At 69.3% G+C, this 19,277-nt stretch carries 16 protein-coding genes; 9 read left to right on the top strand and 7 right to left on the bottom strand.

All coding sequences use genetic code 11. The features are described 5' to 3' along the window. The first annotated feature begins 32 nt into the window (after positions 1-32). The 7 genes from AC0662_RS31490 (at position 33) to AC0662_RS31460 (ending at position 10,294) form a co-directional block, all read left to right on the top strand. On the top strand, positions 33-1,256 hold the full coding sequence (locus AC0662_RS31490) for a PucR family transcriptional regulator (protein WP_478305191.1): 1,224 nt from the start codon (positions 33-35) through the stop codon (positions 1,254-1,256). Positions 1,257-1,375: 119 nt separating this feature from the next. Then, positions 1,376-3,721, top strand: coding sequence for a molybdopterin cofactor-binding domain-containing protein (locus tag AC0662_RS31485; protein ID WP_452193536.1), 2,346 nt, complete (start codon positions 1,376-1,378; stop codon positions 3,719-3,721). Between the two features lie 7 nt (positions 3,722-3,728). Further along, the gene (locus AC0662_RS31480) at positions 3,729-4,211 is read left to right on the top strand and encodes a (2Fe-2S)-binding protein (RefSeq protein WP_452193538.1); all 483 of its coding nucleotides are present in this window, start codon (positions 3,729-3,731) and stop codon (positions 4,209-4,211) included. Next, entirely contained in the window at positions 4,204-5,313 is a 1,110-nt protein-coding gene (locus AC0662_RS31475) for an XdhC family protein (protein WP_478305189.1), read from the top strand. The genes AC0662_RS31480 and AC0662_RS31475 overlap by 8 nt, the downstream gene beginning before the upstream one ends. Before the next feature lie 36 nt (positions 5,314-5,349). Further along, positions 5,350-5,910, top strand: coding sequence for a hypothetical protein (locus AC0662_RS31470; protein ID WP_452193541.1), 561 nt, complete (start codon positions 5,350-5,352; stop codon positions 5,908-5,910). A 48-nt stretch (positions 5,911-5,958) separates the two neighbouring features. Continuing rightward, complete coding sequence (locus AC0662_RS31465) at positions 5,959-8,067, top strand: serine/threonine-protein kinase (RefSeq protein ID WP_478305187.1); 2,109 nt, start codon at positions 5,959-5,961, stop codon at positions 8,065-8,067. Positions 8,068-8,146: 79 nt separating this feature from the next. Beyond that, entirely contained in the window at positions 8,147-10,294 is a 2,148-nt protein-coding gene (locus tag AC0662_RS31460; protein WP_478305185.1) for a serine/threonine-protein kinase, read from the top strand. 17 nt (positions 10,295-10,311) lie between these two features. Here the strand turns inward: AC0662_RS31460 and AC0662_RS31455 are convergent, their stop codons facing one another. The 4 genes from AC0662_RS31455 to rarD all read right to left on the bottom strand — a co-directional run bounded on the left by AC0662_RS31455 (position 10,312) and on the right by rarD (position 13,866). Then, positions 10,312-11,817: a phospholipase D-like domain-containing protein gene (locus AC0662_RS31455; protein ID WP_478305183.1), complete on the bottom strand. Its 1,506-nt coding sequence runs from the start codon at positions 11,815-11,817 to the stop codon at positions 10,312-10,314. Between the two features lie 29 nt (positions 11,818-11,846). Further along, on the bottom strand, positions 11,847-12,308 hold the full coding sequence (locus AC0662_RS31450) for a cupin domain-containing protein (RefSeq protein WP_478305181.1): 462 nt from the start codon (positions 12,306-12,308) through the stop codon (positions 11,847-11,849). Between the two features lie 90 nt (positions 12,309-12,398). Next, positions 12,399-12,881 (bottom strand): RrF2 family transcriptional regulator, encoded by a 483-nt coding sequence (locus AC0662_RS31445; RefSeq protein ID WP_478305179.1) that lies wholly within the window; start codon positions 12,879-12,881, stop codon positions 12,399-12,401. Positions 12,882-12,948: 67 nt separating this feature from the next. Further along, entirely contained in the window at positions 12,949-13,866 is a 918-nt protein-coding gene (gene rarD / locus AC0662_RS31440; RefSeq protein ID WP_478305177.1) for an EamA family transporter RarD, read from the bottom strand. Between the two features lie 117 nt (positions 13,867-13,983). On the opposite strand from rarD, the gene AC0662_RS31435 reads away from it, so the two are divergent. Beyond that, the gene (locus tag AC0662_RS31435; RefSeq protein ID WP_452193554.1) at positions 13,984-14,523 is read left to right on the top strand and encodes a hypothetical protein; all 540 of its coding nucleotides are present in this window, start codon (positions 13,984-13,986) and stop codon (positions 14,521-14,523) included. 81 nt (positions 14,524-14,604) lie between these two features. Further along, a complete protein-coding gene (locus AC0662_RS31430) occupies positions 14,605-15,357 on the top strand; it encodes a sugar phosphate isomerase/epimerase family protein (protein ID WP_452193556.1) in 753 nt (250 codons plus the stop codon). Here AC0662_RS31430 and AC0662_RS31425 read toward each other — a convergent pair. The 3 genes from AC0662_RS31425 to AC0662_RS31415 form a co-directional block, all read right to left on the bottom strand. After that, positions 15,354-16,781, bottom strand: a complete 1,428-nt coding sequence (locus tag AC0662_RS31425; RefSeq protein ID WP_478305174.1) for a hypothetical protein — start codon at positions 16,779-16,781, stop codon at positions 15,354-15,356. The genes AC0662_RS31430 and AC0662_RS31425 overlap by 4 nt on opposite strands. Beyond that, positions 16,778-17,278 (bottom strand): SigE family RNA polymerase sigma factor, encoded by a 501-nt coding sequence (locus AC0662_RS31420; protein ID WP_478305172.1) that lies wholly within the window; start codon positions 17,276-17,278, stop codon positions 16,778-16,780. The genes AC0662_RS31425 and AC0662_RS31420 overlap by 4 nt, the downstream gene beginning before the upstream one ends. A gap of 137 nt (positions 17,279-17,415) precedes the next feature. Then, positions 17,416-19,251 (bottom strand): HAD-IB family phosphatase, encoded by a 1,836-nt coding sequence (locus AC0662_RS31415; protein WP_478305170.1) that lies wholly within the window; start codon positions 19,249-19,251, stop codon positions 17,416-17,418. Positions 19,252-19,277: the final 26 nt, after the last annotated feature.

Below are 19,277 nucleotides of genomic sequence, written 5' to 3'. Positions count from 1 at the left end.
GCACGGCAACGGTGTGCGATGCTGTGCCGACTATGAGTATGGCTGCGGGTCAGGACGTCGCGCTGCCGGTGACGTCACTGACGGTGGAGTCGCTGGCCGAGAGCGTGCTGCTGCACCTGCCCGCGCTGACCGATGCGCTGGTCGAGACGATCTACGAGCAGAACCCGGCGTACCGCGAGCTGGATTCGGTGCCGCAGCAGGATCTGTGGCGGTCGTGTCATGACAACGTGGCCCGGGTCGTGCAGATGGTTGCCGCGGGGGATCGCCCCAGCGTGCACCTGTTCGACGCCGCGCTCGCGACTGGGCGGCGCCGTGCCGAGCAGCGGATGCCGTTGGACGACGTACTCAAGTCGTTCCGGCTCGGTGGGCGGTTGGTGTGGGAGGCGTTGATCGACGAGGCCCGCGCTCAGGGTGTGGTCGATTCCGAGGCGTTGCTCGAGGTTGCGAGCAAGGTCTGGGAGGTCGTCGACCGTACGTCGTCGCAGGTCGCGGCCGCCTATCACGCTGCTGAACGGCATGCGGTGCGTGCGGACGAGCGGCGGCGGTCGACGCTCTGGGAGGGATTGCTGCACGGGCGGGCGAAGGATCGCGCGTTCGTGCAGGAGGCGGCCACGGTGCTCGACGTACCGGTGGCCGGTCCGTACCTGGTGGTTGCGATCGACAACCTGGTCGACGACGAGTGCACGACGGCTTCACTGCAGCGCCGGCTCGCTGGAGTCCGCGTTGGTTCGGCGTGGCAGGTGCGACCGCAGACAGTCGTCGGTCTGCTTGCTCTGGGCACGGAATCCGCGGAAACGGTACTGCGGAACCTGCGCGACGCCGTACATGCGCCTGCGGGGCTGTCCGGTGTCGTCTCCGGCCTGGCCGAGGTGGAAGTCGGGTACCGGCAGGCGATGCTCGCGCGGCGGACGCTGCCGGCCGGTCAGGTCGACGTGGTGACCTTGACCGAGCGGCTGCCCGAGGCGTTGTTGCTCAGCGCACCGGAACTCGCCGAGCAACTGGTCCATACCTGGTTGGTGCCGCTGACAACGATCGCCGCGGCCGAACGTGAGCTACTGCTCGACACCCTGGACAAGTGGGTGACGGCGGCCGGATCCGTCCGTCGTACGGCGGAGCTCGCGCACTGCCACCGCAACACGGTGCTGAACCGGCTGCACCGGATTCATCAGATCACCGGACGCGACCTGACCGACGACGGCTTCCACCTGGAGCTCGGCCTGGCGTTACGCGCGGTCCGGCTGTTCCCGCTCGGCTGACCGAAGCCTGTGCGTTGTGCACAGCGAAGCAGGAGAAAACATGGGCATCTTGGCCATGCCGCCGCGGCGCCGGCGCTGCCAGACTGCGTTCCCAGCATTGCTCGAGCAGAGGAACCTTCATGGCCGAACATCGTCGTTGGTCGCACCCATCAAGCGAGACGCCGGCCGACAGACGCGGTTTGCTGGGCCGGCGGCGCGTCCTCGGCTACCTGATCGCCGCGCCGACGCTCGCGGTCGGCGTGAGCTGGCTCGCCGATTCGCACGACCCGCGCCCGGCCGACGCCGCGGTGCCCTCGATTCCGCAGCCGGTGGACGCTTTCGACCTCGGTGACCTGCAGAACCTCGCGGCCGCACCGACCTCCGGCCTGATCACGGTCGAGCTGCGCACCGACGGTACGGCGTACTTCGCGGTACCCCGGGCCGAAGTCGGTCAGGGCATCACGACCGCGTTCGCGATGATGGTCTCCGAGGAGCTCGACCTGCCGATCGAGAAGGTCGAGATCGGTCTCGCGGACGCCCGGCCCGAACTGTTGATGAACCAGCTGACCGGCGGCTCCAACTCGATGCGCAGCATGTACCTCCCGGTGCGTACGGCGGCTGCGATCACGCGGCAGCGCCTGGTCGACACGGCCGCCGCGCGGTGGGGTGTCGGGGCCGCTCAGGTGACCACCCGCAACGGCGTACTGAGTGGCCCGGGCGGGCGAACCGCGACGTACGGATCATTGGCCAAGGCGGCCGCGAGTGCCACGACGATCACGGTTTCCGCGGAGCTCAAGTCCGCTTCCGAGTTCACCGTTCTGGGGAAGCCACGAAGCCGGGTCGACGCGCACGACATCGTCACCGGGCGCAAGCAGTTCGCGATGGACATGCAGGTCCCGCACGCGAAGCCGACGATGGTGGCCCGGCCGCCGACGATCAACGGCACGCTGCGTTCGGTCAACAACCTTGCGGCGCTGCGGGCGCTGCCCGGCATCACCGACGTGGTCGCGATCGCGCACGGTGTCGCGATCCGCGGCGAGACCTTCGGTCAGTGCATCGACGCGATCCAGAAGGTCGACGCGACCTGGGGACCGGGCACCGTGGACGACGAGTCGGATGCGACCGTGCTGGCGAAGCTGCGCGCGGCCCAGCTGCCGATGGCCGTGCCGCCGTTGCTGTCCAAGACGATCGATGCCGAGTTCGTCTTCGCCTTCGCCAGCAACAGCCCGCTGGAGCCGGACTGCGCGATCGCGGACGTCCGCGCGGACAGCGCCGAGATCTGGGCGAGCCTCAAGGTCCCGATCGTGGCCCAGGAGGACATCGCGAAACAGCTCGGTCTGCCGATCGACGCGGTCACGGTGCACGTCGTCCAGGGCGGCGGTTCGTTCGGCCGGCACCTGTTCCACGACGTGGCGGCGGAGGCAGCGGAGATCTCGCAGAAGATGGGCAAGCCGGTGAAGCTGTCCTGGTCCCGGACCGACAACTTCCGCCAGGGCCGCACGCACCCGATGAGCACGTCCAGGGTCCGGGTGAACTATCTGGCCGGCAACGTGCTCACCTACGAGCAGCGGCATACGAGCGTGCAGACCGACTTCGGTCACGGTCTCGGCGAGATGATCACGGCGTTCGCCGCGGACCTGCCGGTCGGGGGCAACCTGTCGTTCGCCGAGACGATCTTCGAGCTGACGCAGTCGTCGCCGTACAACTTCGGTGTCACGACGCAGCTGCTCAACGAGGTGCCGCTGAAGTTCAACACCGGCAGCATGCGCAACATCTACTCGCCGAACGTGGTGTGCGCCGAGGAGTTGGTGGTCGACCAGTTGGCCGCGAAGCTCGGCCAGGACCCGGTGCGGTTCCGTCGCAACTTCCTCAAGGACAAGCGGTTGCTCGCGGTGCTGAACAAGGCGGCCGAGGTCGGCAACTGGGGCAAGACGATGCCGAAGGGGATGGCGCAGGGTGTCGGCGTGCACTCGGAGTACCGGGCCGCGGTCGCGACGCTGGTCGAGATCGACTGCCGGCCCGAGACGGTGAACCGGCCGGTCGAGGGCGAGGGGGTGACCGGACCGCGGGTGACCAAGGCGGTGATCGTGGTCGACCCGGGCTTCTGCATCAACCCGCGCGGTCTGGAGGCGCAGATGTTCGGCGGCCTGCAGGACGCGATCGCCCTCGCGCTCACGTCGAGCCTGCACATCAAGAACGGCATCCCGCTCGAAGGCAGCTGGGACAACTACTTCTACACCCGCGAATGGAACTCTCCGCTGGACGTCGAGGTGGTGATCATGCCGAACACGAGCGACAGCCCGGGCGGTGCCGGTGAGCTCTCGGTGGCTCCGGCGTTCGCCGCCGTCGCGTGTGCCTACGCGCGGGCGACCGGCACGATGCCGACGTACTTCCCGATCAACCACGGCAAGCTCGGGTTCGAGCCGTTGCCGGTGCAGCCGTCCACTCCGCAGTCGCCGACCGACGGCCTCGACCACACGTTCTGAGGAACCCATGCCCACTCACACTTTCAAGCTCAACGGCAAACAGATCAGTGTCGACGCCGAGGACTCCGTGCGGCTGCTGTGGGTTCTTCGCGACCTGCTCGGCGTCACCGGGCCGAAGTACGGCTGCGCGCTGAACGTCTGCAAGTCCTGTACTTCGCACATCAACGGCAAGGCGTTCAACCCGTGCTCGGTGCCGGTGAAGGACATCGCGGCGACCGACGAGATCACCACGATCGAAGGACTGCCGGACACCGTCGGCAAGGACCTGCACCCGATGCAGGAGGCGTGGCTCGAGTACGACGTCGCGCAGTGCGGGTACTGCCAGCCGGGCCAGATCATGGCGGCGGTCGCGAAGGTGAAGCAGGCCCGCGCGGAGGGTCGCGACATCACCGAGGCGGACCTCGACGAGCTGCGCAACATCTGCCGCTGCGGCACGTACTCGCGGATTCGTGACGCCGTCAAGGCCGGCGCGGAGAACATGCGTGCGTGACGTTCTCCCGCACGTCCGCCAGTGGTACGCCGACGGCGCGCGGTTCGCGATCGCCACGGTGATCGACACGTTCCGCTCGGCGCCGCGTCAACCAGGTGCCGCGATGGCGGTGTCCGGTACCGGTGTCGCGGTCGGCAGCGTGTCCGGCGGTTGCGTCGAGGCGGACGTGTACGAGGTCGCTCGGGAAGTCATCCGGACCGGCGTACCGGCGGTCCGCAGGTACGGCGTCTCGGACGAGGACATGTTCGCGATCGGCCTGACCTGTGGCGGAATCATCGAGGTGCTGGTCGAGCCGGTGGACCGGGCTTCGTTCGCGGACTTCGAGGCGGTGACCGCCGCGGTCGACTCGGGGCGACCGGTGGCGGTGGCGACAGTGGTGCGTGCGGACGACGGCCTGGGTCGGCGTCTCGTGGTCGGGCCGGACGGAGTCGCCGGGAGTCTCGGGAATCCAGGGCTCGACGCGGCCGTGGCCGAGGACGTCGTCGGCCTGCTCGACACCGGCACCACGGCGATCCGCGAGTACGGCGCGCACGGCGAATGCCGGCGTACCGAGGTCGCGGTGTTCGTGCAGTCGTTCACCCCACCGCCACGGATGTTCGTGTTCGGGGCGATCGACTTCGCGGCGGCCGTGGCGCGGGTCGGCAAGTTCCTCGGGTACCACGTGACGGTGTGCGACGCGCGCGGCGTGTTCGCCACCCGAGCGCGGTTCCCCGAGGCCGACGAGGTCGTCGTCGACTGGCCGCACCGGTTCCTCGCCGGTGCGCTCGACTCGGTGGATCGCCGTACGGCGCTGTGTGTGCTGACGCATGACCCGAAGTTCGACGTACCGCTGCTGGAGTTGGCGTTGCGGACCGACGCCGGGTACATCGGCGCGATGGGGTCGCGTCGCACCCACCACGACCGGCTGTCCCGGCTGCGCGCCGCCGGCCTGACCGAGGACGAGCTCGCCCGGATGTCGTCCCCGACCGGCCTCGACCTCGGTGCCCGCACCCCGGAGGAAACCGCGATCTCCATCGCCGCCGAGATCATCGCCACCCGAGCCGCCGCCACCGCCCGCCCGCTGTCCACCACCACCGGCCGGATCCACGGCGCCCCGGTCTGAAAGCGATCTGAAAGTCCGCGTCGGTTTACTGCTCCGATGAACACAGCAGGGGTACGGCGGCCGTGGATCGTGCGGCGGTGGCCGGCGGGGGCCGGGGCGGCGATGGCTGCCTTCACGTCGGTGGGGCTGGCGAGTGGGGCCGACGTGGCCGCGGTCGTGACGGCGTCCGGATTCGTGTACCTCGGGGCCGCGGCGCTGCGGAGGCGGGGTGCGGCGTGGCCGGTGTTCGCGGTCAGCTTCGTGCTGGTGGGGATCGGCTCCCGGGTCGAGACCGTCAACGCGAGCTGGCTGATGCTGGCGCTGGCCGCTGTCCTCGCGGCGTACGGGGTGATTCGCGGGGCACTGCGGCCGGCCTGGGGGTTGCCAGTGCAGTCCGTGGCCATGATCGTTCTGGCCGCGGCTGCATTGGTAGCGCTCGAGGTGAACCAGACGGTGGCGGGGCTGCTGGTCGCCGGTGGGCTACTGGTGCACGCCGGGTGGGACGTGTACCACCATCGCGTCGACCGGGTCGTCGTCCGGTCGATGTCGGAGTTCTGCTGCGTGCTGGACACCGTCCTGGCCGCGACCGTCCTCATCGTGACATTCGCTGACCGTTAGCTGCTGCTCCGCCCTGCGTGGCACCCCGTCACGGCTAGGGTCGATCCGGTGACCGACCGCACCCTCGCCAACGGCCGATACGTCCTCAACGAACCACCGCTCGGTGTCGGCGGGATGGGGACGGTGTGGAAGGCGTTCGACACGGTCCTGCACCGCGAGGTCGCGGTGAAGGAGCTCCGGATCCCGGACGGGCTGAACCCCGAGGAGCAGGAGAAGCTGCGGATGCGCGCCGTACGCGAGGCGCGGGCGGCGGCCGGGCTGGACCATCCGGCGATCGTGACGATTCACGACGTCGTGGACGAAGCGGGTAGCCCGTGGATCGTGATGCGGCTGCTGCCGGGCCGGACGCTCGACCAGGCGGTGCGAACGAACGGTCCGCTCAACCCACGCCGGGCGGCCGAGCTCGGCGTACGGCTCATCGAGGCGCTGACGGCCGCGCACGCGAACGGCGTACTGCACCGGGATGTGAAGCCGCAGAACGTGATGCTCGGCGGCGACGACCGCTGGATGCTGACCGACTTCGGGATCGCCTCGGTCGCCGGCGCCACTCGGACACTGACCGGGACCGGGCTCGTCACGGGGACGCTGGGGTACGTCGCCCCCGAGCGACTGTCCGGCGCCGAGCCCGGGGCACCCGCTGACCTCTGGGCACTCGGGGCCACGTTGTACTTCGCTGTCGAAGGACGGCACGCGTACGACTTCGACGACCTGCCTGCGATGATCGGGGCGGTCCTCACCCGCGACCCCGAACCGATGCGCCTGGCCGGCCGGCTCGCACCGGTGATCGTCGGCCTGATGCAACGCGACCCGGCCCGCCGCCTGGACGCTCGCACGGCCCGGGAACAGCTACTCGCGATCGCCGGCGGCTACCCGACGTTCGAGAACCCGACGGTCGTTGCCGACAACAACAAACCCACCGACAAGGTCCGCAGCGGCACCAAGCTGATGAACGAACCTCCTGAGCGGGTCGTCCCGGAAGACTTCCCCCAACTCGACTCGGGCGTACGGGTACTGCGAGCACTCCGTGCGCTGCTGTTCGCGTTGAACGCTGCGGTAGGAGCGTTCACGGCCCTTCTCGTCTACTCGTTGAGTGACGGGATGCCGGTCTGGATCTTGGCCGCTCTGGGCCTCGTGTGCGCCGCGGGCGCTGCACTCGGCGCTCAAGTGACGCCCCGTCTCGCCCGCTGGATCGGACTACCCACCGCCTTGTCGGGAACTGCGCTCGTGACCGGCGAGGCGATGGCCGGCGGCGGTCTGGTGGTGGTTCCCCAGCTCCCGATCGCAACGATCATCCTGTTCGGCATCGCCTTGTTGACCTTCGCGATCTGCCAACGGCTCTGCAAGGCGGCCCGCCGTCGGCTGGTCCCGGCCGAGGAGCTCAAACGGGCGACCAGGAAGGTCCGGTGGCTCGGTTTCGCCGCTTTCCTGTTCGGCGCGCTCGCGGCGGGCGGGTTCCTCGGGTTCATCGAGGAGAACCACAAGTTCAACGACTTCAATTACGTCGAGGCCATCCTCGCCGCCGGCGGCGTACTCATCGTCCTGACGGCGTTGCTGACGATCCCGGCGATCCGCGGCGCGCAGACCCCGAACGACCGGCGGCCTCCGCCCGCGGTACTCGTCCCCGCCGCGGTGGTGATCCCGGTCGTCGTGGCGATCGTCTGGGGGATCGGGTTCGTCGCCCGCCTGAACGACTTCACGTCGACGCCGGACACGTGCGGCTCGGCGATCCTGTCGGACAAGCGCGTCCAGGCAGTGCTGGGTGGCTCGGGCGGGGAAGACGGGTATGACGGCGACGACTACGTCCGCTGCAGCTGGGAGAACCTGGACGGTGACAGCTCGACCGAACTCGAGGTCGATGTCGACCGGTACGACGGGGTGGCGGAGGCCAAGCAGGTGATGCAGCGGCACCGGACGCGGACGACAGTGGACGGAAAGAGCCTCGCCGAGCTGCAGCTCAGCGACGAGTCCTTCCGCCGGGGCTACGCGGGTTCCATCGCGTCCCACGACTCGACCGGTCTCTCGGTGGAGGTTCGGATCGAGAACGTCGTCCTCGAGGTGACGCTCGAACACGGCGAGGATCTCGACTCTCCCGACCCGGCCAAGGTCGAGGCGCTGGCGGACGAGTTGAGCCGCGAGATCAAGAGTCAGCAGCCGTAGCCGTCCTCATCGTGACATCCGGATGACCGCAAGCTGCTGGTCCGCGTTCGGTGGTACCGCGCGCGGCTAGGGTCCTCTGGTGACCGACCGCACACTCGCCAACGGCAGGTATGTCCTGGGAGATCAACCGCTCGGCGTCGGCGGGATGGGGACGGTCTGGAAGGCGTTCGACACGGTCCTGCAGCGTGAGGTCGCCGTGAAGGAGCTGCGGATCCCGGACGGGCTGATCCCGGACGAGCGCGCGAAGCTGCGGTCGCGGGCGCTGCGTGAGGCGCGGGCCGCGGCCGGCCTGGATCATCCGGCGATCGTGACGATCCACGATGTGGTGGACGACGGCGAGCGGCCGTGGATCGTGATGCGGCTGCTGCCCGGCCGAACGCTCGACCAGGCCGTGCGCGCGAACGGTCCGCTCAGCCCGCGCCGTACGGCGGAGCTCGGGGTGCGGTTGCTCGAGGGACTGGCCGCGGCGCACGCGAACGGCGTACTCCATCGGGACGTGAAACCGCAGAACGTGATGCTCGGTGGTGACGAGCGCTGGATGCTGACCGACTTCGGGATCGCCTCGGTCGCCGGCGCCACGCGCACCCTGACCGGTACCGGCATCGTGACCGGCACCCTCGGGTACGTCGCCCCCGAGCGACTGTCCGGCGCCGAACCCGGCGCACCCGCTGACCTCTGGGCCCTCGGCGCGACGCTGTACTTCGCTGTCGAAGGACGGCACGCGTACGACTTCGACGACCTTCCCGCGATGATCGGTGCGGTCCTCACCCGCGACCCCGACCCGGTGCGCCTGGCCGGCCCGCTCGCCCCGATCATCGCCGGCTTGATGCACCGCGACCCGGCCCACCGCCTCGACGCGAGGACCGCCCGCGAGCAACTCCTCGCCGTCGCCGGCGGCTACCCCACCTTCGAGAACCCCACCGTCGTTGCCGATCACAACCGCCAGACCGAGAAGCTCCGCAACGGCACAAAGCTGATGCCGCCCGCCGGCGGACCCGGCCCGGGGGTTCCCGGCGCGGTCCATGGCGACGCCGGGTGGGGGAACGCGGACGGCCCAGCCGGAGGCGGGCGGGTACTGCGTGCGCTCGGCGTGCTGCTGTTCGCGTCGAATGCTGCGCTCGGGGGGTTCCTGGCGCTCCTGGGGAACTCCGTCATTTACGGGATGCCGCTCTGGATCCTCGCCGCACTGGCAGTGGTCTGTGCTGCCGGCGCCGCGCTCGGTGCACGGTTGGCTCCGCGACTCGTGCGGTGGATCGGCCTGCCCGCCGCGCTCTCGGGAGCAGCAGTGGTGACGGGCGAGGCGATCGCCGGGGCCGGTCTGGTGGTGAATCCTCGACTCCCGATCTCGACGATCGTCCTGGTCGGCCTCGCGCTGTTGACCTTCGCGATCTGCCAGCGGCTCTCGCGAGCAGCGCGCGGTCGGGTGGTCCCGCCGGAGCTGCTCAAACGTGTGACCATGACCTTCCGGCTGATCGGTTTCGCCGGTTTCCTGTTCGGCGCTCTGCTGGCGGTCATCTTCTTCTGGGGCGTCTACGACCACCGCATCCGCCTCCACGACATCAACTACGTCCAAGTCATCCTCACCGCCGGTGGCGCGATCGTCGTCGTAGCTGCCCTGCTGACGATCTCCGCCATCCGTTCTGCGCGGACGGCGGAGGACGCGCGACCGCCAGGTGTCCTGACCTCGGTTCTCTTCGTGATCCCGGTCGTCGTCGCCATCGTGTTCGGCATCGGCTACGTCGCGCGGATGAACGACTTCACCACCCTGCCGGACATCTGCGGCTGGGACACCCTCTCCGAGGACCAGGTCAGGGAACTGACAGGCGGCTCGCCGGAAGCGGACAACGACGCCTCCGACAGCTGGGTCGACTGCGACTGGAAACGGGTCGGCGACGACGACTCCGCGGAGCTCGAAGTCGAGCTCACGAAGTACGAGGACGTGAGCTCCGCGAAGCGCACCCTGCAGCAAAGCCGGGAGACGGCGGCTGAGCTCGGCAAGACCGTCGCCGAGCTCTCACTCGGCGACGAGTCCTTCAGCCGGCCGTACGACGGCTCGATCGACAGCGAGGACACGCTCGGCCGATCCGTGTACGTCCGGATCGAGAACATCGTCCTGGAGGTCGCGCTCGACCAGTCGGAGTCTCGCGGCGCTCCCTCCACCAGCGACATCGAGTCTGTGGCCGATGAGCTGACCAGCAAGCTCGAGAACGTGCAGCCGCACCGCTAGTGTCCTGAGTCGATCCATCAGAAAGTGTTCTGACGGCGGGCTGTGCGGGAGCGGGCGTCGGGGTCGTAGAGGTGCTTGGCCAGTCGGCCTGCCCAGAGGGACTCCAGCCGGGTGAGGGGCTGCGGGTGGTGGGCACGGATCCGGCCGGATGGTCGTGGCCCATGGCAACCATTGGCGTGCCAGTCGTCCAGGACCGCGGCCGTCGTACGCCACTGGGCGATGTCGTCGAGGTCGGGATCGGGACGGCCGAGGTGCTCCGACCAGAGCTCGGCCCGCAACGACCGGGCCAGGTCGGGGGAGTCGATCGCGCAGGTCAGTTCGCTGTCGTTCGTCCAGGACCGGCGGTTGAAGTTGTCGGATCCGCAGGTCATCCAGGTGTCGTCGACGATGCAGATCTTCGCGTGCACGTAGATCGGTACGCCGGCCTCGTTCTCCAGGTTGCAGACGGTCACCCGGTCCGTGTCCAGCAGTCGTAGAGCCTCGAGCTGGGCGTAGCGAGCCGGCGGTCCGCTGAGTCGGCCGTCCTGATCGGGGTACCGCGGTACGACGGCGACGATCCGCAGCTCGGGTGAGCGGACCAATGCCGCACGCAGGCTCCTGACCACCGCGGCCGACCACAGGTACTGGTCCTCCACGTAGATCAGCGACTGCGCCCGCGCGAACGCCTTCAGATAGCCGCGGGCCACGCTGCGTTCGCCCTGCGGCGCGAACGGGAACCCCGGGTGCTTCGCGGCGTACGTCCGCAACACCTGGACCGCGTGCGGCCCGGCGGGTGGTGGGTCGGGCATCGCCTCCGGCAGTTTCTCGGGGTGCCGCGGCATCCGGGCCAGCCGTTGCCGGACCATCCGGTACGGCGTCCGCCGGTCCAGCGGATGCGGATCGTCCCAGCGTTCGACGAACGTCCGCAGCAGGTCGCCCACGACCGGTCCACGGAGTTCGAGCATCACGTCGTGCCACGGTGCCCGCGGCCCGTACCGCGAATCCATCGGCGCGGTCTGCGGATCGCCCTGGTGCCGTACGTCGTCGCGCCGGCCGTGACACAGGTCAATACCGCCGGCGAAGGCGACGTCGGCGGCCGGGTCGTCGCGATGCCTGATCACGAACAGCTTCTGATGATGCGACGCAATAAAACGGACCCGCTGATCCAGCAGGACCTCGCCGCCGGCCTCGTTCAGCTCGGTGCCGAAATGCCGGTTCTGCTTCGCGTTGAAGTTCAGAAAATCGGAGTGCGAGCGCCACAGCAGCGCCCGGACCTCGACGCCGGCCCGGGCGAGATCGCACAGTACGTCGCCGATCGCCGGGCCGTCGTCGCGCAGCTTCTCGTCCGGGTCACCGCGCCAGTCGGTGAAGTAGACCCGATCTCCGGGCCGCAGGGTGCACAGTTCGTCGTACAAACGCTGGAAGTACGTCGCACCGTGCACCAGCGGCCGGACCAGGTTTCCTTCGGACCAGGGCCCGTCGGAGTCGATGCCGGTCGAAGGGTTGCCCCTTTCGCCCGGGCCGAGGAACCAATCGTGCTGCATCTGTCCATGATGCCCAGAAAACGGTCAGGTCATGAGTCGCGCGTCTGCCAGACCTCGCTCTCGACGTAGTGGTTGTCGTAGAGATCGCTGGTCGCGGCGACCTCGGACCAGTCGGTCTCGCCGCGGTACGCGCCTTCGAGCAGGCGGTAGTAACCGAAGCGCGGCTTGGCCTGGGTGAGGACGAAGAGCACCTCGGCGGGCTCGTCACCGGCTGCCTCGAAGGCGTGCGGCGTGTTCGGCGGGACGAGGAGGAAATCGCCCTGGTGCAGGGTGACGAGCTCCTCGCTGACGAGCACGCGCAGTGAGCCCTTGAAGACGAAGAACAGCTCGGCGGCCTCGCGGTGCTGGTGCGGGGGAGCACCTTCCTTGCCGGCCTGGAAGACCGAGCGGTGGCTGGTCAGGTGCCCACCGGTCTCGGGTACGTCGGCCAGCAACGTCACGCCACTCGCGGACAGCACCTCGGCCTCGGCGGCCCGGATCAGAACAGTCATCGGAAACTCCTTGTCGTGGACGTTCAATGTCCAGAATCAACACCGCAGGAAAACGGTGTCGGAAAACGGTTTCGGAAACGGTGGTGGCGGTCAGGTCTTCAGGTTCGCGAAATGGTTCCGGGTGTTTTCCGGCGCCTCCGGTGTCTGGCGCAGGACCCGTCCGGCGATGTCCGCGATGCTCTGGCCGGCGAGTTCGCGGCGGTACGCGAGTTCCGCCGTACGCATCGCCTGGGAGATCAAGCAGGCCTTCGTGTAGTCGGCCTTCTGGTCAGCGCCGGGGCCGGCCTTGAGGATCTCCGTGCAGCGGAACGCCTCGTCCGGCCCGTCGATCGCGACCACGATGTCCAGCAGCGAGATGTTGCGCGGATCGCGAGCGAGCTGGAAGCCACCCTTCGGCCCGGAGACCGACGTGAGGATGCCGGCCCGGGTGAGCGCCTGGAGCTGCTTGTTCAGGTACGCCGTCGGCAGGTCGTAGAAGGCGGCGAGGCGCTTGGCGGTGACCGCCGCACCGGGCATCCAGCTGAGATTCACGCAGCTGTGCAGTGCCCACTCGACCCCCTCGTTCATCTTCATAACCTGGATACTAGATGTCCTGAATAGCTGCCGTCAAGAGGAATCGTGGTGCGCTGCCGAGGTGGACTCAGACGGCCGAAGCGGTGACCGCGGCGCGCTCGAGGGCGATCGTCCGGCGCCGGTTGTGCATGCCGTCGAAGGTCAACAGCGCCAGCGCGACCCACACCAGCCCGAAGCCCGCCCAGCGCATCGGCGTCATCTGCTCGTGGAAGATCACCAGACCACAGATGAACTGCATGATCGGCGCGATGTAGTTCAGCAGCCCGAGCGTCGTCAGCGACACCCGCGTCGCCGCCGCCCCGAACAGCAGCAGCGGTACGGCGGTGATCGGACCGGTGAGCAGCACCAGCACGAGGTACGCCGTGCCGTGGTGCGTGACCGTGGCGTCGCCCTGCATCCCGAGGATGACGATCGCCGCGAGCGCCAGCGGTGCGACGGTGCCGGACTCGATCGCCATACCCTCGATTGCGCCGGCGCCGGCCTGCTTCTTGGTGAGCCCGTAGAACCCGAACGAGAACGTCAGGATGATCGCGACCCACGGCGGCTTCCCGTTCTCGATCGCCAGGCCGATGACCGCGACGAACGCGATCGCCAACGCGGTCCACTGGACCGGGCGCAGGCGCTCCTTCAGGACGAACACGCCGAGCAGGACGGTGAACAGCGGCGTGATGAAGTACCCGAGCGAGGTCTCCACGACATGCCCGTGACCGACGGCCCAGATGTAGGTGCCCCAGTTCGCCGAGATCAGGAACGCCGCCGCGATCAACGGCCAGCGCCGCCGCGGCTCCGCGAGCAGCGCCTTCACCCGCCCGAACTTCCGCAGTACGGCGACCAGGATCACGATCGTGACGAGTGACCAGAGCACTCGGTGGGCCAGCAGCTCGATCGCGCCGGAGTGGTCGAGAAGCTTCCAGTACAGCGGGAAAAGACCCCAGATCAGGTACGCGGCGAATCCGTAGGTGAATCCTTTTCGCTGTTCTGGCACGGCAGCCAGCGTAAGCCTGCGCGACAGTCGCATCCAAACGGTTTGCTCATGACGTGAGACACCCTGCCGCGCCCTCCTCCGTCGCTACGCTGTCCGGCAACCTGTAGGAGGTGCTGGATGGTGGAGTCGTCGGCGTCCCGCCGCGAGTTGCTCGACACGCTGGTCGCGCAGATCAGCCGGGAGACGGCCGGATCGGCCGGTCTCACGCCCGAGGACCGGGCGCTTGCCGGGCAACGGATGCAGAAGGCGATCAAGGACGCGGTGGGGCAGGCGCGCGTAGATGTGGCCGCGCTGGCGTCCGACCATCCTGAGGGGCCTGCTGCGGACCGGTTCGTCGACTACCTGGACAACACCTATCGGGAGCAGGACGCACAAGACCAGGCCCGACCGGCTGGCGAAACCTCGGCGGCGCGCAGGATGGCTGCCGAGATCGTCGCCTCAGACGACGCGATGAACAGGTACGCCCCGGAGCTGAAACGGCGGGCCGAGTTCTACATCGCGCATGCGGCGACTGTCGCGGCCGAGGCCCAGGTGCGGAAGAGCCCGGGGGGCCCGTCCCAGGCGCCCGCGGCGGCCGCTGGCCCGGCGTCCGCACCGGTGGTCGCTGCGGCCTCCGGGTCGACGTCTCCGGCGCGGCGCGGACCGGCCATTGGCTGAGTGCTGTCCCACGATGTCTCGCCGGTGTGGGATGGCTGGTGCGATGCGGTTGGATAGAGGGGTGCAGACGAGGAGGCCCGCGTGGGTGTGAGGACCGGTCTGGTCTCGGTGACGTTCCGCCAGTTGCCGGTCGACCAGGTGGTGGAGGTAGCGGCGAAGTCCGGGCTCTCGGCGATCGAGTGGGGCGGTGACATCCACGTCCCGCTCGGCAACCTGGTGAACGCGAAGCGCGTCCGGAACCTGACCGAGGTGCACGGGCTCCAGGTCGCGGCGTACGGCTCGTACCTGCGGGCCGGCAACGTCGACCGCGAGGAGATGCGGTCCGCGGTCGCCACCGCCCAGGCGCTCGGTGCGCCCCGGATCCGCGTCTGGGCCGGCAACGTCGGTACGGCGGAAGCGGGCGTCGGCGACCGGATGGCCGTGACCCGCGGGCTCAGCGAACTGGCCGACATGGCAGCCGGTGCGGGGATCGAGATCGCGATGGAGTTCCACCGCAACACGCTCACCGATGAGGTCGACTCGACGATCACTCTGCTGCTTGACGTGGGCGCGCCGAACCTCACGACGTACTGGCAGCCGCCGGTGGACCTCGACGACGCGCAGTGCCTGCAGCAACTGGAGTCACTGATGCCCTGGCTGAGCACGGTGCACGTGTTCTCCTGGTGGCCGTCGAACAACCGGCTGCCGCTCGCGGCCCGGGAGTCGCTGTGGCGCCCGGTCCTCGACCGCCTCGCCGCCGAGCCGCGCGACATCAACGCCCTGCTCGAGTTCGTCGCGGACGACTCACCCGAACAGTTCACCAAGGACGCCGCCGACCTGCACAGCTGGGTCTAAGCAGGTAGGTAAACAGCCAGGATCAGCCGGCCCTTGGTCGGTTCTCCCGTCGTGACGATCAGAGTGGCGTGGTCGGCCGGGCCGGCGGCGTGTGTTTCGTAGCTGGTCCCCAAGCTCCCGCCGCTGTCAGATCCGGAGCCGCTCGCGCTCTCGGTTCTGCCGACCTGGAGGGTGCCGATGAGCTCGCCGGAGTCACCGAGCGGCGAGCTGCTGTACGCGACGACGTACGGGGTGCCGGCGGGCGTGTTCATGGTCAGTCGCTTGGTCGGGCCGGCCGCCGTTCGGACGTCGGTGAGGCGGTAGTCGTACCCGCCGCGCTCGATCCGCTCCGGCAGTTGTACGCCGTCGACTGTCCGCTGAGCGCCCTGGAAGTAGACCCCGAGACCTAGTCGGACATCGGGCGGGACGGCGGGTCCGTTCGGTTTGGCCTGCACGACCTGCGCGACCACGTCGACCTGCTGCCCGGCCGGCACTGGAGTGGCGACCGTCAGGCTGCTGCCGGCACCTGCATCGGTCGAGTTCGCCTCGCACGTGGACTGGTGCGGTGCCCCCGGGCCGACGCGGATCGACACGGAGTACGGCTGGTCCTGGCCGTCGGAGCCCGCGTTCGCCGTACAGAAGTCATGCAGGACGAGTGGGCGGCCGGTGGAGGTGAAGCTGAAGCGGACCTCGTTCCGGCCGGGGTCGGCGACCGTCGCGGCGGCCAGCGTGTCGCCGCCGATCTGGTGCCGGTAGACGACGCCGTCCTTGGTGTAGTCGTCCGGTCCGCCCACCGGCCAGCGGGTCGGTGCGCCGTTGGCCGCGGGCGCCATGGCCGGCGTGGAGTAGAGGCCGAACGCGATCCGGGCGTGCGGCGTGACCACCTTGCGCGTCGCCAGATCGATCAGGTCGGCGGACACCTGAGCCGGTTTTCCGACCGGGGAGGTCAGCCAGAAGGGCGAGTCCGGACCGAGCGACACGCTGCTCCCCAGCGCCCAGGAGTCGGGCCCGCTGAGGCAGCTCGCGTCGCCGACGTACCAGCCGTTGATCTTGAAGCGGATGGCGTACTCGCCACCGTCCGCTGTGCAGTTGGCGTGCACGGTGATCGAGTTCGTGGTCGGTGTCCAGGAGAATGCGGCGCTGTCCTGGCCGCGGTCGCCGATCCATGCCTTGAGCAACTTGTCGCTGCCGACCGTACCGGGAACCGTGAGGCCGTCGCGGGTGTAGTCCTGTGGCGAGTCGTCAGCGGGGGCCGGATGCGTCGAGCGCAGTGTCGGCACGAGGCCGACGGCGACGGCGGCGAGTACGGCGACCACGCCGAGAGCCCCAGCGGTACGGCGCTGCTTGGTGCGGCGGATCCGCTGCTGGACACCCGGGAGTACGTCGACTGGGCGCTGATCGGTGGCGCGGGTGCTGAGTTCGTCGCGCAGGTCTTGGAGGTTCATCGCGGGGTCTCCAGGTCTGCCGGAGTACTCGGGGTCAGGGACGGGTCGACGCGGAGCTTCGCGAGGGCCTTGGCGGTCTGGCTCTTCACGGTGCCGACACTGCTGCCCATCAGCCGGGCGGTTTCGGACTCGCTGAGGTCCTCGTAGAAGCGCAGTACGACGACCGAGCGTTGCCGGCGGGGGAGCCGGCCGATCGCGTCCCACAGGTCGAGGCGGTCCGCGCCGTCCGGGGCGGGCCCCTCGGGCAGGTCCTCGGTCGGGATCTCGTGGTTCCACTTCCGTCGCCACCAGGACGAGTACGTCGTGACGAGGATCCGCCGGACGTACGGCTCGGGGTTGTCCTCGCGGATCCGCGACCAGTGGAACCACGCCTTCGCCAGCGCGGTCTGCACCAGGTCCTCGGCGAGCGCGTGGTCCTGGGTCAGCAGGTACGCGGTCCGGAGCAGGGCGGGGGAGCGTGCGGCGACGAACGCGTCGAAGCTGTCCACGGTCGCCACGGCCGCCACCTCTCGCACTGTCAACACACCGTCGTCGATGCTCACATCCTGCAGGACCGGCTGGGTCCCGCGAATGGTTGCCTCGCCCCGCGATCGGAGCGTGTCGGCTGACGGCAGCGGCCGATGCAGGTGGCGGGTCAGGTGGCGCGTTCGGAGGTGCTGCGGCGGCCGGTGAGGCGGTCGGGTGGCGGTAGGTTGACGACGCGGTTGAGCTGGCCCATGTCCTGGATGTGCGTGTGGGACGCGGCTGCGGCCGCGGCGCCCGGCTGGAAGCCCGCCGCGAATCCGACTGCCTTGAACATGTCCACGTCGTTGCTGCCGTCCCCGATCGCGATGGTCCGTTCGCGCGGGATCCCGAGCTCCTCGTTCCACCGGCGGATGGCGGTCGCCTTGCCCGGCCCGTCGACGAGCCCGCTCACTTCACCGGTCAGTACGCCGCGTTCGTGATCGATCCCGAGCGTGCCAGCGGCGTACCGCTCGACACCGAGGCGTTCCGCGAGCGGTCCGACGATCGCGTCGAAGCCACCGCTGGCGATCGCGACCTCGTGGCCGGCCGCCTTCAGGCCGTGGATCAGCTCCTCGACACCCTCGTTGAGCTGGATCGAGTCCGCGACGTCGCGCACCAGCGACGCGTCGACCCCGCGGAGCGCGGCGACCTTGGCCCGGATCGACGTCTCGTAATCGGGATCCCGGGCCGCGTCGACCTCGGCCAGCCGCCCTGCCCGCTCGGCCAACGTGTGCAGCGTGTCGTGCTTGCTGATCGTCTGATCGACGTCGAACACGAACAGGTGCTTCTGCATCGGCACGATCGGCTCGTGCGCGGTGTCGGCCTCGCGGTTCGCCGGTGCCAGCGCGTGCCCGATCGCCGACTCGACCTCGCTGCGCACCGACGGCGCCCACTGGCCACGGCTCGGGTCCCACACCCCGTTCGACCGATCGGCCGCACCGTCCAGGAAGGTGTTGATCGTGGCCGTCATCTCCGCGAACTCCGGATAGTCCTGGAGCTGCGTGATCCGCTCCCGCAACTGCGCGAAGCCTTGGTCCCAGAGGATCTCGGTCTCGTCGTCCCGCGCCGGCGCCTGCCCGTAGAACCGATAGGGGTACGGCGGTCCGCTGCGGCCCGCCTCGCGCCAGTGCCAGTTCTCGGCGAGCGCCTTGCGCAGCTTGTCGCCGTCCATGGGGCAGGTCCGCGCGATGTAGTACAGATCCGCGATGTCCTTGAAGCGCGGCGCGGCGATCCCGTCGCCGACGCCCGGCTTGCAGGCGAGGGCCGCCATCTTGTCGGCCGCCAGGTCCTCGACCGGCCGCTGCAACGGCGTGATCGGCCGCAGGCCCGCGAGCTTGGCGCCGACGACCGATCGCCGGGCCCGCTGGGACTCGCTGGTTCGCTGGATCATCGTCGGCATCTTCACGTCGAGCTCGATCGAGAACCGGTCGCCGTCGGGCCGGACGCCGAGTGGCCCCCGGCTGTCGTCGACCGGTTGGACGTCGATGGTGAAGACAAGATGCCCGCTGCCCGCGACCTCGACCGAGCGGGTCGTGTACCGCACCAGCCCGCCGAGTCCCACGCCACCGTCGAGTGGGTCGCGCCCGGCGGGAGCGACCGCGAGTACGGCGTCGCGCACCCGGGCCACGTACTCGTCGTCGGGCAGGTGCCCGAACGCGCTGTTGTAGACGTCGAGATCGTTGGCCGTGCGCGCCAGCTCGTACACGGCGTCGATCTCGCCCGTGGACTCGCCGGCACCGGCCCATTCCTCGGCGTACCCAGGGAGCGGGAACGAACCTGTTGGCTCCCAGGCGTCGCCGCCCTGGTTCAGCTGGCAGAGGAGGTCACCGGCGGCCACCTGCCGTCTGCCGCGGTCGGCCGGAAACCGTGGCGTGCTGATCCGCGCGAGTTCGGCCGTGAGGTGACGCCACCGGCGGAACGCACCGCGGAACAGTCTGATGTCGAGGTGCCCGACGTACCCGCTCATGCCGCCAGCCCTCATGCCGTCAGCCC

This window comes from Kribbella sp. NPDC043289, from assembly GCF_056436705.1.
Note: the sequence above shows the minus strand (reverse complement) of the source record. Positions and strands in the feature narration are given on the sequence as shown.